This window comes from Bradyrhizobium sp. UFLA05-109, from assembly GCF_054185165.1.
The window spans coordinates 1-12,913 of sequence record NZ_JBBIAR010000126.1 but is presented as its reverse complement, the minus strand read 5'-3'; the positions used below and the strand labels follow the sequence as shown (position 1 = coordinate 12,913).

At 58.3% G+C, this 12,913-nt stretch carries 12 protein-coding genes, 1 tRNA gene and 2 pseudogenes; 5 read left to right on the top strand and 10 right to left on the bottom strand.

Annotated features, from left to right (window positions below):
* Nucleotides 1–540 precede the first annotated feature (540 nt).
* The gene (locus tag Q3C01_RS44020; protein WP_458151581.1) at nt 541–792 is read left to right on the top strand and encodes a hypothetical protein; all 252 of its coding nucleotides are present in this window, start codon (nt 541–543) and stop codon (nt 790–792) included.
* Nucleotides 793–873: 81 nt separating this feature from the next.
* Nucleotides 874–1,125: a hypothetical protein gene (locus Q3C01_RS44015; protein ID WP_458151579.1), complete on the top strand. Its 252-nt coding sequence runs from the start codon at nt 874–876 to the stop codon at nt 1,123–1,125.
* A gap of 77 nt (nt 1,126–1,202) precedes the next feature.
* Here the strand turns inward: Q3C01_RS44015 and Q3C01_RS44010 are convergent, their stop codons facing one another.
* A complete protein-coding gene (locus tag Q3C01_RS44010; RefSeq protein ID WP_458151578.1) occupies nt 1,203–1,544 on the bottom strand; it encodes a hypothetical protein in 342 nt (113 codons plus the stop codon).
* A 110-nt stretch (nt 1,545–1,654) separates the two neighbouring features.
* Between Q3C01_RS44010 and Q3C01_RS44005 the strand changes: the two genes are divergently transcribed.
* A tRNA-Ser gene (locus tag Q3C01_RS44005) sits at nt 1,655–1,744 on the top strand.
* A gap of 376 nt (nt 1,745–2,120) precedes the next feature.
* On the opposite strand, the pseudogene Q3C01_RS44000 reads toward Q3C01_RS44005, so the two are convergent.
* Nucleotides 2,121–3,427 (bottom strand): annotated as a pseudogene (locus Q3C01_RS44000) (type II toxin-antitoxin system HipA family toxin).
* Nucleotides 3,427–3,669, bottom strand: coding sequence for a helix-turn-helix domain-containing protein (locus Q3C01_RS43995; RefSeq protein ID WP_458151576.1), 243 nt, complete (start codon nt 3,667–3,669; stop codon nt 3,427–3,429). The pseudogene Q3C01_RS44000 and the gene Q3C01_RS43995 overlap by 1 nt, the downstream one beginning before the upstream one ends.
* Here Q3C01_RS43995 and Q3C01_RS43990 point away from each other — a divergent pair.
* Nucleotides 3,658–4,926, top strand: a complete 1,269-nt coding sequence (locus Q3C01_RS43990; protein WP_458151575.1) for a type II toxin-antitoxin system HipA family toxin — start codon at nt 3,658–3,660, stop codon at nt 4,924–4,926. The two genes, Q3C01_RS43995 and Q3C01_RS43990, sit on opposite strands and share 12 nt — an antisense overlap.
* Nucleotides 4,927–5,867: 941 nt before the next feature.
* Nucleotides 5,868–6,090: pseudogene (locus Q3C01_RS43985) on the top strand (ribbon-helix-helix domain-containing protein).
* Nucleotides 6,091–6,104: 14 nt separating this feature from the next.
* Here the strand turns inward: Q3C01_RS43985 and Q3C01_RS43980 are convergent.
* From Q3C01_RS43980 to Q3C01_RS43950, 7 genes are all read right to left on the bottom strand, one after another.
* Nucleotides 6,105–6,341, bottom strand: coding sequence for a tudor domain-containing protein (locus Q3C01_RS43980; protein ID WP_458151574.1), 237 nt, complete (start codon nt 6,339–6,341; stop codon nt 6,105–6,107).
* A gap of 55 nt (nt 6,342–6,396) precedes the next feature.
* The gene (locus tag Q3C01_RS43975; protein ID WP_458151573.1) at nt 6,397–6,663 is read right to left on the bottom strand and encodes a hypothetical protein; all 267 of its coding nucleotides are present in this window, start codon (nt 6,661–6,663) and stop codon (nt 6,397–6,399) included.
* 87 nt (nt 6,664–6,750) lie between these two features.
* A complete protein-coding gene (locus tag Q3C01_RS43970; RefSeq protein ID WP_458151572.1) occupies nt 6,751–7,005 on the bottom strand; it encodes a hypothetical protein in 255 nt (84 codons plus the stop codon).
* 445 nt (nt 7,006–7,450) lie between these two features.
* Nucleotides 7,451–8,674: a Wadjet anti-phage system protein JetD domain-containing protein gene (locus Q3C01_RS43965; protein ID WP_458151571.1), complete on the bottom strand. Its 1,224-nt coding sequence runs from the start codon at nt 8,672–8,674 to the stop codon at nt 7,451–7,453.
* A complete protein-coding gene (locus Q3C01_RS43960) occupies nt 8,661–8,954 on the bottom strand; it encodes a hypothetical protein (protein ID WP_458151570.1) in 294 nt (97 codons plus the stop codon). The genes Q3C01_RS43965 and Q3C01_RS43960 overlap by 14 nt, the downstream gene beginning before the upstream one ends.
* A 39-nt stretch (nt 8,955–8,993) precedes the next feature.
* Nucleotides 8,994–12,176 carry an SbcC/MukB-like Walker B domain-containing protein gene (locus tag Q3C01_RS43955; protein ID WP_458151569.1) on the bottom strand — a complete coding sequence of 1,061 codons (3,183 nt, stop codon included), beginning with the start codon at nt 12,174–12,176 and terminating at the stop codon, nt 8,994–8,996.
* The coding region (locus tag Q3C01_RS43950; RefSeq protein ID WP_458151568.1) for a DUF4194 domain-containing protein at nt 12,173–12,913 on the bottom strand (741 nt) is incomplete at its 5' end. The genes Q3C01_RS43950 and Q3C01_RS43955, both read right to left, overlap by 4 nt.

Sequence of the window (12,913 nt, the reverse complement as noted above, 5' to 3'; positions counted from 1 at the left end):
GCGGCAATTTGGCGGGGCAATTTCACGAGCATGGGTGAGGCGCGCTCTCACTTATGCGCAAGCCGCGGCGCCGTTGTTGATGCGCACGTTAGCTGAATGAAATCGAAATGGCTTAACTATCGCAGAAAGAAACAGACCGCCTGGCGAATCAAACGGTATACATAACCAGCAGACCCATAGTGTTCGGTCTTTTATGAATGAGGATTTCTATCGAGCTCGTGCCTCCTTGGTCCGCGACATCGCTGAGCAAGCTGATCCGTTTACCAAGCAACGCCTCTTGAGGCTTGCCGATCAATATGAAGTCAAGGCAGGGAGCCCATCGCGCGCTTCAGGCTCGATAGCGTGACCCATTCCGTTTCCGCCGACGCAGCCACGTGGTAAGGCCTGACCGGCTATTCACGACTGACGGCGACGCATCAAGACGCGCATCGAACCCGACACAATCTCACTCATGGGAAACTTACACCCTGTTAGTCTCAGCTGAAGAAAACGGCAGTTGAATCGACGAATGTGGCCAGAACGGGAGAGCGCCTTTTGTTGATGAGCGCAAGAGGCCTGCCGGGACGCAGCACGTTCGTCCGCGACCGGATAAGCAGAATCCCCGCGCAGGCCGATATCAATCACCACGCCATCGGAACCGTCTTGCCTGGTGGCCATCGCATCGTTGAGTTCGGCGAGTGGTCCGATCACGCGAGCGCCGAGCGACCGAAACGCTTTGGCGAGGTCATCGCCCAGAAATTACTCGTCCTCGATGATCAGAACGCGGCAATCATTCAGGTTGGCTCGCTTTGATGGGTCTTCTGTTCCACCTCTCAATGCGGGTATTCACCTATTTTCCCGCGCCAAGCGCGACAGTCCGGTCGAAGAGGCATCATGATCTATCCTCGTTACCCAATTATCTATCGAACGAATGCAGCGGAACTTGCAGATGCAATTGAAGTCGCCCGCCTGCGTATCGCCGAGTCCGTAAAAATCCTTCAGACCAGCCAGCCACCTGATACTTTCCTCGGCCGCCGGTTGCACGATTCAACCCAACGGCCCGACCATCATGTGTCAGACAAAGAACATCGCCGGCAGTCCGATGCGGACGCCGGTGGCCGAGAGACCGGTTGTGCTCCCGCCTGACCAGGGCGCACGGAAATGTCCGTCCATTCAGCAGGAAAACTAAGAACTAGTCGATCGTACTCAGCGCGCGATTGATCTCAGTGTTCAAATTCGAGTTTGCGCCGGCGTGCCGACGGCTTTCTGGTCGCCGCTGCCTCTTCGGTTGCTTGCTTTGAATTGCCATCAGCATTTCCTTCTGGTCTCTTATCGCCTTGCTGGCTTCTTCGGTGATTTTGCGGGAGCGCTTCCTGACCAACGCCGCGGCGCAGCACGGCGGCGAGAACGTCGTCGAACTGATGGAAGCGCCATGATCGGCTCGCCAGTCCGCTTGCTGTTGATGAGGTCGATGAGGGCCATCTCACATCGGAGCAGCCGTGGCCGTAATCGACAACATGCTCGATTCGATCGGCGGCGCGTGTCCGTAACGTCCACACGACCAAGGCGTCGTCGAGGAGGCGCTGGATTTTTGCCCCGCGCGCCTTGTCTGGCCCGTCATCCTCGCCTAGAACACGCCCCGACCGCACGGGGCTACCCCGATTTGGCGCCTTCAGGAGAGGTGGCAGAGTGGTTGAATGCACCGCACTCGAAATGCGGCATAGGTGCAAGCCTATCGGGGGTTCGAATCCCTCCCTCTCCGCCAGTGATTTCCGAATAGCGCGCCGAACGAAGTAAGAGATGGCACCAAGGCAACCCCGGCTAAGACATTCGTCTCACCCTAGCCCGATCGAGCATAAAGACGGCGGATGATAGCCCGTCTATGCTGATTATCATCGTGACCGCAGCATTAACATCCACGAATGAGGCCTGCTTGAGAACCGGAGGCCAGCGCTGGTCCGTTACCACCGGGCGAAGTGACGCTCTATCGCAGCGGACGGCAAGGCCTGTGCGTCATCGATCGTGCCAACCGGGACCGCATCGAGGAAATGATACCGCGGTTCTTTTGTGCCAGTTTTGTGCCGTGGAAGGATTGGTAAGCCGTAACGGCTTGGAAAATGGGCATCGGCTGCAATGAAGTGTCACGCATCGCTTAGTAGGCCGATGCGGTGAAGTGCGGCTGCCCTTATCGAATTTGTCAATTCTTCGTGGAAGCCCTTGGGAAGCGCCTTCTGCACTTTCACAAAGGTTCGCTCGAAGTTTTCGACGAGGTCCTTGAAGATCGCATGGACCACAGCAGAGCCGACGCCCGAGATTTCGGCTATCTGTATGAAATGACGTGGCAGGATATCATTCATTGCATAGTGACGATTCTTGCCAACCGACATCGCGAGTTTGAATGCTTTGCGCTGAATCTGCCCGGCATCAAGGCTCGGTTGCGCACTCAGGACATCATAGAGCGGAGTCAGGCGAAAGCGTCCGCCGGGACTTAGGAAGAGGCTAAAGTTTTTGGCATGACCGTCCGTAGCGCCGAGGAGCCAGAACACAATGCTCGCCCGCAGAAATGTGGCGAGATCTTCGGTCGGCGCATCGCTGCCTTTGAGGAGCTGCAGGATGTCTTTCATCCCGGGTCCGCCATCCGATTGATATTCCGGGTGGGAGGTACCGACAGAGCCTGACAGAAATCTTCCTGCGGAAGGCGAAGTAACCGTTTGTCGTTTGTCCAGCGCCGATCGAAGCGCTCGACGATCAACGTGCGACGCTCACCGAAATCGGCGATCTCGACATTAGCCGCCGGTATGCCGAGCGCTGCCAGCAGCTTGAGACAGAGATATTCGTTTTCGACGCTATTCGAGAGATCGATGCCATTCGGCAGACGGCTGATCTGCGGCTTCAGGAGATGCGTCGTCGCCGTAGTGCCGGTCGGTTTGTACCACTTGCCATCGCGGCGCAGTAGAGCCGTCTTCTCCTGAGCGCCGGCGATGGAGATTCGAAAATCTTCGTCCTCGCCCATGCCGAGCGGAGCCGCGGCGAGGTTCTGAATGATAGCCGTGATGTCACGCTCGCTGACGGGCTTACCTTCGATCTTCCCTGCGGGCCCGGGATCGACATCCTGAGGAAGAAACTGGAGTGCGCCGACGCAATCATGCCCGAGTGCGGCGAGCATGCTGTAGGCATCGGTTCCATTGGCCCCAACCCGTTCCGCGAGGCGTCGGCGTATTGGTTCACTGTCCGGCAACAGGTTGTCGAACACGGCGATGACCGGCGCGCCGACATAACGGTCCTCGCGCAACGGCAACGACAAAGAGATCGGAAAAGTCGACTCCCAGGAGAGCCATTGCGGATCATAGCGAAAGTCTATTGCGCCGCTGGACTCGCGCCGGAGAACGCCGGCCAGGCGCGCGTTGACAAATACGTTCAGCGGCGCATTTGCTGGCGGGCGGCCCATCAGAAAATGCCTTCGATATCGGTTGGGCTGGCCTTTGAGCGGGTACGGACGACCAGTTCAAGATTGAGCGCGGCCAACGCTTCCATGAGGGTACGGAGCTGAATGGCAGGCGCGCCCGCTTCCAGCCGAGACACGGTTCCCTGACGCACTCCAAGACCTGACTGGGTGAGGCCTGCCTGTTTGCGTACCCGGCGCAAAATGGCACCGAGTTGCTTTTCGGTGCGGGCAATGTGCTGCGTCATGTTGAACCTCCGCACGAATGCTTCGTCTACATCACGCTGTCCGGTCAGACTGAAGCGGTAACTGCCGGCCGATTCCAGCTCACCAAAGATCGCCGTGGCAATGCATTGGGCCGCTTCGTCTACGGCAGGTCGTATCTCTCCCGGGGAGATGCGGTCGCGATTGATCCTTTCGAGCTTAAACTATCTGGCGAAACATACGAAACCGGTCGACTGAATGGCGTCTTTGGCGCGTTGCGCGATGCAGGCCCGGACTATTGGGGTCGCTGTATCATCGAGAAGCATGCCGGGGTTCCTCAGCTTGGTGAACTCGATTACTTGCTGAACTCAGCCGACGACCGCGCAGGGGCGCTTGGTTTTGGACTTGGCCAACAACCTCCGGCACCACGTCGCAAATTCAATAAGACGCTCGAACTCGCAAAGCTTCAGGAAATCGCCGAAGCCTTGATGTGTGAGGAAGATGTAAAAACCGAGGAAGCCGCACAGGTTCAGGACTTGATGCTCCTAGGCACCTCCATGGGCGGAGCCCGTCCGAAAGCTGTCGTAGAGGACGACGACGGACTCTGGATCGCAAAATTCAACCGCCCAGATGACCGCTGGAACAACACGCACGTCGAGCACGCGATGCTTGAGTTGGCCAAGGCTTGCGGTCTTCGCGTCGTTGAGAGCCGCATTATCAGCGTAGGTGCGAAGGACGTTCTTCTCGTCAAGCGCTTCGATCGCACGAAGACGGACAAGGGATATACGCGTTCGCGGATGATTAGCGGACTAACCGTTCTGCGAGCTGATGAAGCCATCGAGATGAGCGATCGCTGGTCCTACGTATTGATGGCAGAGGAGATGCGCCGGGTCACGGAGGAGCCTGAAAAGGATGCCAAAGAACTTTTCCGACGCATGACGTTCAATGCGCTGACTTCCAACCTGGATGATCATCCTCGCAACCACGCGCTGGTAGCCAAAGGGCGGACTTGGCAGCTTTCGCCAGCTTATGATCTGACGCCCTCGCCGGCTATTTCGCAGGAACATCGTGATCTAGCGCTGGAGGTTGGCGACCAGGGGCGATTTGCAAATGCAAAGAACGTGTTGTCGCAGCATGCCCGCTTTCTGCTGGATGCCGAAGAGGCCAAAGCGATTGTCGCGATCATGACCGAACAAGTGCGCGCCTCGTGGTACGATGTTGTTCGCGGTCAAGGAATCAGCGAGAAGGACGCAGAAACGATCAAGGGCGCCTTCGTATACCCGGGGTTTCTGACGGAATAGAGTGAGGCACGATTGCAATTCGATTGCGTCCCTGCGCCGAGATGCTGGGTCATTCTCCGTCCTTGAAGTCTTGGTTGCGGGGAGGCGCAAAACCCGATCGCTGCGAAATGGAACCCAAACGCGAACGGCACCCCGCCGTCGCTGGTATCGGAGGAATCAGTGGTATGGCGCAGTACCTGCTTCTCGCGATTGATCGAGCGGGAAATCCCGAAGCTTGTTGCATGAATTCCGAGGACTCGCTGATTAAGCGTCAGCCATGGGTTAAGGAAAATCAATGACTTGCTGGTTGCACCCCTGGGCTTATCCGGCGCAAAATGGGCATTCGTCGCACGAGAGTGCTTCGTTGCACTAACCTGCTACTCGCAACTCTTTACTGGTGCCTGGGACACGCTGATGAAGGAGATCGCGCCGGTTGGTGACGAGATCGGGCAAGACAACCCAAGGCCAAGGACGTCGAGCGGCTCAACTTCATCCACGACGCCATCATGGCGGCGGCAACGCTGGGCCGCCAAGGCATCACTAGCGCGCCTCGTCAACGAGGCCCAGATGCCACCAACGCCAACCTGTGCTTCCTCAGATGCTCTAGCGGCCGCGGCGGCCTCCCACATGACCTTGCGGACAATGCCGACGGCCCCGCGGGCCATACCTAGGTGTCCCCTGTGGATGATCATCTAGATTGGATGTGCCGCGTAGTCGCGGATTGAGAAAGCGGCTAGCGAATAGCATCAAGAGCTTCAGCACGGCATTATGGCTTTGGGTGCACCTGCCGTTACAAGAAAGACGCCCGCCAGCGCGGGTAGATTTTTTCATGGAACCCATGACGCGTTAGGTGAAGCTGCGACAGCTTCGCACGCCAGAGCCGTTCTAGTTTGCAGGATCGGACTGGCTGACTGGCGCAAATGACAATGGGCACGAGTACCCATCGAACACGAGAAACAGGCATGAAAGCACCCGTCGTGAAACGATCCATCGTTGTCGGCGGCCACAAGACCAGCGTGAGCGTGGACGAGGCTGAAGGAGATTGCTACCCAGCGCAACACGACGATGTCAGAACTGGTGGGAGAGATCGACCGCAACCGGCAGCACGGTAACCTGTCGTCAGCGATACGTCCTCGACTACTTTCCGCGCTGCGGCCGCCGCGATCGCGCAGAAGGCCGATATAGCTTTGTTTGAATTTTCAGCCATCAGGCCCAAGAAATCCCGACTTGGGAGCGCTAAGCGGCAGCGGCCTGACAAGGTCTTCATCAACCCAAAGTCGGGGCAGATTGCTTCCCTTTTGCTGGCGCTCAATAAGGTAGCGTCCTCGCTCTTCGTCAAATCGCACGATCTTGCCCACGAACCAGCCGCCTTCGTGGTTGAACATTACACTCACGCCGGTGGTGATTAAAGGTTCATCCCCGCCCTTCCGCGTCATGGTACGCTCTCGAATGCCTAGAGGCCCTAATGACGAAAAGCGTCCAGTTTTGAAGCTAGTGGCTGACTTGTGCCGCTTGAGGCGCCATGCCAGCAAGGGCTTGTAACTTCGGAGCGATCGTTACCAACGCGCCGATTAACGTCAGGGCAATCACAGTTACGGTCACGATGTGACCTTTAGTGGGGAGATGGTCTACTCGAACTTCGAGACGCGCCATGCGGTCCCGCATGTCCCGCATATCGGTCTGAAGCTCGCCTAAAAACTTCTTTGTGTATTCTCCATCGACCTGAATTTTTGTGACTTCGGTCTGAAGGACGTCCAAATCCCGATCTAAGCCGCGGTCGCGAGGAGGCGTCCCTACGACCGGATCGGGCGACGTAATGGAGGTCCTATCTCTAGCCACCGCGCATCATCCCGAATTGATTGCCAGCCATTCCCAAAGGTTTTTATTGTACCAGCCGTTATATCCGGCAATCGAGAAGACCGCGAAATTGCCAGCTACCCCATTTATTCCAAGGCGTTCCGACACTTGTTGAGCGGTAATCCCCGATTCAGCAACGATCCACTGTCCTGGCCCCATCGAATAATGCTTTGGGAACTTGTTGGCGATGATCGGCGGAAGCAAGTAGTTATCCACCGGGGCCATAACCGCGAAAGCTGCCATTGGTAAGCTGTCCTAAGCTCGATTCATCTGTTGTGCTTACCGGTAAGCGGTTAACGGAACCATGATATGCCAACCGGACCTAGGGGTCAAAAACGCCCAGGCGACGTAATTGGTGCCGCCGTGGTCGGCAGGCGAGATTGAGGGCATTAGCACGGAGGACCGCAAAAGAACGTCGCCGTGCTGGCGCTCGGCCGGTTCGGCGTGCCAAGGCAGGAAAGGTGCCTTCATGGGCAGATTGACCGGGTCGCAAAAACGGCACGGGACCGAAGCATCGCGCCCTTATTTGGTCACCGACTCAACCAGTGGTCGCGGCGGGCGATCATCGCCCAGCGCGATCGCCATCGCGGCGATCCCGCAGATCACCCAGCGCCTGAACAAGCGTCTCGACCGCTCCTTCGATTCCGCTCCATCAGACGGCTGCGCGACAAGGTCAGCCGGCAGCTCATCACGTCGCAGCTGCGTTGGCCGCAAAACCTGGCACCGTGGGGTCAAGCTCTTCCTGCTCCAACATCCTTGCGGCTCCGCTGCGGAGCCAGCGCGCCAGTTGTCCGATTTCGTCCGAACGCATTGATAGCCTTTCGAGCCCCTTCTGCGACTGCAGCGGCGATCCAAAGGCCAAGGCGAGTTCCGCATTCATCTGATGCAGTCGAATACGAGTTCGGAAAGCATCCTCGAGGTGCGCGGCTATCCTCAACCCGCCGGCATCGATATCGCCCCAATGATACACCGGCGTATCAGGCGCCAAGAGAAGAGCATGTCGAACGAAATGTACCATACTTGAGAGAACATCGCGCGCCGGAAAACCGTCAGTCAGAAGGGCAAGATAGTTACCCTCGACTTCCACGCTGTAGCGCCAGAAGCTGGTCGGGTTCTCGACCGTAATGACGTAGTCGACGGCATGAGCCAAAGATGCTTGTTGAACTGTGAGCCATGGTAGGCCGATGAAAGCGCCCCCGGTACCGTAGATATTCAGCGCATCGGAGGAGAGACGAAGCGGACCCTTGACTTGCAGAAGGTGAGCGCGGCGTACGATGCCGCTCGCCTCCAGTACTTCACGCGGCTCCTCGCCGACCAGATTCGGATCACGACGCCTGAGCAGCTGGGCGATGCGTCCTTCCATCCGCTCCAGGGCCTTGCTGTCCTTTACAGTTCGGCGAGAAAAGGTCCGGTGGTCGATATCGCGGCCCGACAGATTGGTGACGCCATAGGTGAGACGAAGAATCGTGAGGAACGTGTCGATCTCGCCAACCGAGAGTCCTAGAAAGCTCTTGTTGCCTCTCCAGGTAGTGATCGCCTCCTGCTCGATGTCCCGGAAGAACGGATCGGCGAGGATTTCGGGAACGGCAGCCAGTATTGTTTGGTGTGCAGTCGCAGCGGTCGCTCCTGCGGGGGCTCTGATCAGAAACTGATAAAGCTTATCGGGGTACACCAGGCGTACCCGGGCGAACTCGCCCGTGAAGCGACCAACCCGATCTTGCTCGAGTGCGACACCGCCCGCTCGTTCCGCATCCCGCAGCACACGGTGAAACTCGTCTTGCGCGGCGGGACCGCCGATCAAGGTGTAGTCGATCGTCTGCGTGATGTCGCGCGTGCGAGCCAGCGGGGCCTCAAAGCGGTTGAGAAGCCGATTGAGCAGGGTCTCGGCGGTATATTGGCTATTCCGCGGCATGCCTCCGCTCCTCGCGGACGCGCTCTTCAAAGAAGCTGCGCGGCTGATGCATCGGATTTTCCTTCCGCAAGAGTACGTGTGCCTCTTGATGGAAGTGCTGCGGGATCGCCTGGATCGCGCGACCGACCCGGATAATCGAAATCAATGTATCGAACGTCTCCTGATAGAGCGCCTGATGCGTTTTTGGCGCGGCCATGATAAGCTGCAGGCCGAGCTGATGGTAAAACCGGATGATCTTGTAGATATTGTCCGGATCAAGTTTCTCGAAAGCCTCGTCCATCAGCATAAGGGCCGATTGGGGCGGCGCATCGCGGCTGCCTCAAAGGTGATTGAAGTAGGCTGATGCGGCTGCAACGCCAAGGCAGATATAGAACGGGACGAACTTCTGCCCTCCACTGGCCTTGCCGCGACGCTGCTCGAGATCCGAGATTCTGCGGTAGCCTTGCTCCGGATCGCAGATATCGATGCTGAAACGAAAGTAACTCCGGTAGTCCGCCAGCTCACGAATGCGGCGGCGATGCTGGGCATCGTCGCCATTCTCAATCGTCAGCATGTCAATCAACTCTTTGATCTTCACCTGGTCCGGATCGTTTGGATCCGGATTGCTCTGCATCAACGCGGTGGCCTTTGGCGCCACGATGTCGAGCCTATCGATCAGGTAGCGGATAGTCTCCTTGTCCTGGTCACGCTCCTGGCGGATCTGATAGACTTCCCCCATAAAGACGCTGCTGCGCAACGCTCGGTTCAGATCGTCCTTGATGCGATCAACCGCGTCAATATTGCCGCTAAGACGGCTCAAGAAATCGTGCACCATCGTTTCCACAAGGGCGGCGACGGCCTTGTCGATCTGTTCCTTGAAGTTGCGCAAGATCGTCTGCGTAAGCTCTCGGTGTCGCATATCGATCCAGTCGTAGACTGTAGTCGTCTGTTCAGTAGCGACGAACTGGGTCCATTCGAATCCCGGATACTGGTCCGGGTTCGCCTGTACATAGTCATGGATCGCGGCGTTCAGCCTCGCCACCCGCTGCGCCGGCGCCCTGTCCTTGAGAAGACCCTCAAAATGATTGCGGACATGCGCGGGATGCCCGCGTGTAACGCGTTCTTGCACGTAGGCCGCACGGGCGCGCCGGACAAACGCCTCGAGGCCGATGGCGGGATCGTGTCTCTTCCGGCGCGGCTCGAATGGCGGGAACGCCTCGCAGGCCCGGTCAGCGGCCTTCTTGCGTTCTTCTGCATTCGTATTCATGGCGCCCTTGCGCTGGCCGATAGTATCAATGAGCTTCTCCGCTTTCCTTTCCTCGTCCTCTCGCTCTTTCTTGTACTGAGCCAACATTTTTTCGGTGTCGCGCTTTTCCTCCATCACCCCTTGCGGTAACTCTGCCTCGAGGTCGCGAATGAGGGTCGCCTGGCGCTCGCTCTCACGATCCGCGGATTCGATCTTCTCGAGCAGCTGGATCGCCGCACCCCGATTGGTCACGAGGGCAGTTTCTGCGCGCTTGACGGCCTCAAGAACGGCGAATAACCGGCGCTCATTGTCCCGCATGGTTTGCAACTTCGTCTCCAGCGCGCGTTGCTGCTCACTGAGCTGAGCGATCTGCTGCTCGCGGACCGATTGTCCCAGCCGCGGGATTTGCTTGAGCTGACGATACTCGATACCGCGGCCATGAGCGTATTTGCCGTCGGCCGATGCCGCGAGGTCGCCCTTACGAATATCATTGGCCGAGCGCGCCCGAACGATCCGGCCTAGTCGCACGTTGAGGAACGCACGCGCGTAAGAATTGTCAGTAACCACCGCCTCGGCCAGCGTGCCGGGCCTGACACTCTGATCCTGGGGCAACACATTCTCCGACTGGATCAGCTTGGCTCTGGTCGCTTTATAGTGGCTGTCGAAATGCCGATAGGCCTGATCCATGAAACGCGGCTCGATGATGAGCGCATCAGCCCAATCGCCGAGGATCGATTCGATGATTGCGCGCCATTCGGCAAACGCAGGCGCGATATCGGCGACCTCCGAAAGGCTTTGCGCCGGCACACGCATCTTCGCCATGTCGGCCAGGAAGTCCTGCGTATCGTTGGACATGTAGGTACCGCCGGATCGCAGCTTCTTCAGAACGCGATCCCCCTCCTCGAATTCCTTGGCGAGGCTTGCCTTGTCGGAGGCGGCGTTCTGATAACGCTCGTCGAGCCGAACCCGCGCGTCGGATAGGTCCGGCACGGCCGTCACGAGGGCAGCGATCTGCTTGGCGGACTTGGGCCAGGCAGCATCATAGTGCAGGCCCTGCGTCAGGCGCGAGGCAAAATCCGCGATGCTGGCAAAATCAGTCGGAAATGCGGGGCTCGTTGCGGCTTCGCGCAAGGCACTGAGGGCATCGAAAATCGGCTTGGCCTCGACGGCCCCCGCCCTGCGAACCGCATCCTGACTGTTCTTCTCAGCCTCCGCCTTCTCGATCTGCTTATAGGCCGGCGTTCCGTCGATCTGGTTCTTGATAGCTTCCAGCCGGCGCCGGATCTGCTCGATCGCCTCGCCCAGCGTCTGCTGATAAGATTTTGTGCTATCGAGCTGCTCCTGCATCTCGTCGATCTCTTGACGCTGTTTGGCGATAAAGGCGCCGTATCGATCGTATTCAGCGCGCTGAGCAGCGTAGTTCCACATCCGCGTGTTGAACTGATCTTCCATGACCCGCTCGCATGCCGACCGGATCGTCTCGACCGTCTTGATCTCCGTTTCGACGCGCTCGATGGTCTTCTGCATGTCGCGCCAGGTGTTATAGCGCGCCTGAAAGGTCTCGATCTCGATCGGGAGGTCGTCGAGTAGGAAGCGCTTGACGAAATCGGTGACGCTCGTGATTTGACCGATGTCAAACGATAGCGCCTGGCGCAGCGCCGCGCGCGCACGATCGGGATCGAGCTGCGTGCCGCGGGCGTTCCCGTTGATGATGGCGTACAGCTCCCGCAAGAAGGCTTGATTTTTCTGCCGCTGGAAGGTCTGGACGCTGCGTCCCTTGCGGCGCTGCTCATCTAGAAAAGTTTGCCACGCTTTCTCCTCGAAACCCTTGGGTTTCGGATGCACGAAGTCGGCGAAGCCAAGGATCTCCCCCTCGATAATGAAAAGGCCGAGGACGTTCTCCTCACTGAGAGATGCTTTCGCCTCGAGACAGACTCCCGCCGTACAGCGACGTGATCCGTCGACAGCCTCGAAACCGAGAGCGATGTACGTCAGGCAGGCGTCGCGCTCATAACCTACTCCGTCGTCGAGCAGACCGAGGCAGGCTTCGCGCACGGTTCTGGTACTTCGCCCTCCCTCGGAGACGCGGCTGTTGAGGTCGAGGTAGCGCCGGTTCATGCCCGTCATGACGATCTGGATCGCGTCGAGCAGAACCGATTTGCCCGATCCATTCCCGCCGAGGAAGACGGCATTGCCGCGCCCGGAGATAGGAAAATCCTGGGCGTAGAGATAGAAGTTGATGGCGGCAATATTGCGCAGCACGAAGGCCGAAATCATGATGGCGAGCTCTCCGGCATAACCTCGGAGTCGTCGTCTGCGGCATCATCTGCGCCATCCACTGTTTCAGCGGCGCGCGCCGGTTGCCCCACCCAAACCTCGATACGAGCCAGGAAAGAACCGTCGACCACTTCGGTGATGGTTGGGCGAATGAGGATGTCGGCCGACACCTGCAGCGAGTGGTTCTGGTCGAAGGTGACCAAACCCTTGCGTTTGAATGTTGTCAGAATCGCTCGCAACTCGCCCGGCTTGAGGGTTCGGGATCCCATGGAGGAGAAGACGGTCTGTATCTCCTCTTCCTCGACGAGGATCTGCGCGGTCGAGTCGACGAAATAACCTTTCTCGGCGCCTTCGTTGTAGAGCATACGAAGGCAGAGAAGAACGATGGTTTCCTGCGTCGGCACCCGCGCATTGCTATAGGCAACTGGGCTGACGAAGCCTGCATAGCCCCAGGTATCATTGAAGACGAACCTGAAACCGAAGCTCGCGAACAGATCTTTGAAGTAGTCGAGATTGCTCGCGATGCGGTCGAAGTGAGCGGCTCCGCCGAAATCGCCGCGGGCAACGAACTGCCGATGTAGGAGGCGGTTTGCCGTTTCGGTCAGCTGCTCCGCGCTGAAATTAGGGTCTTGGGCGGCTTGGCGTGTCGCCCAACGCGAGAAGTAGGTCATGCTTTGCCCAGTCTGCGGCGCACGAGCACGCCGGGTCCAGAAATAAACCGGTTCACAGTCCGAGAC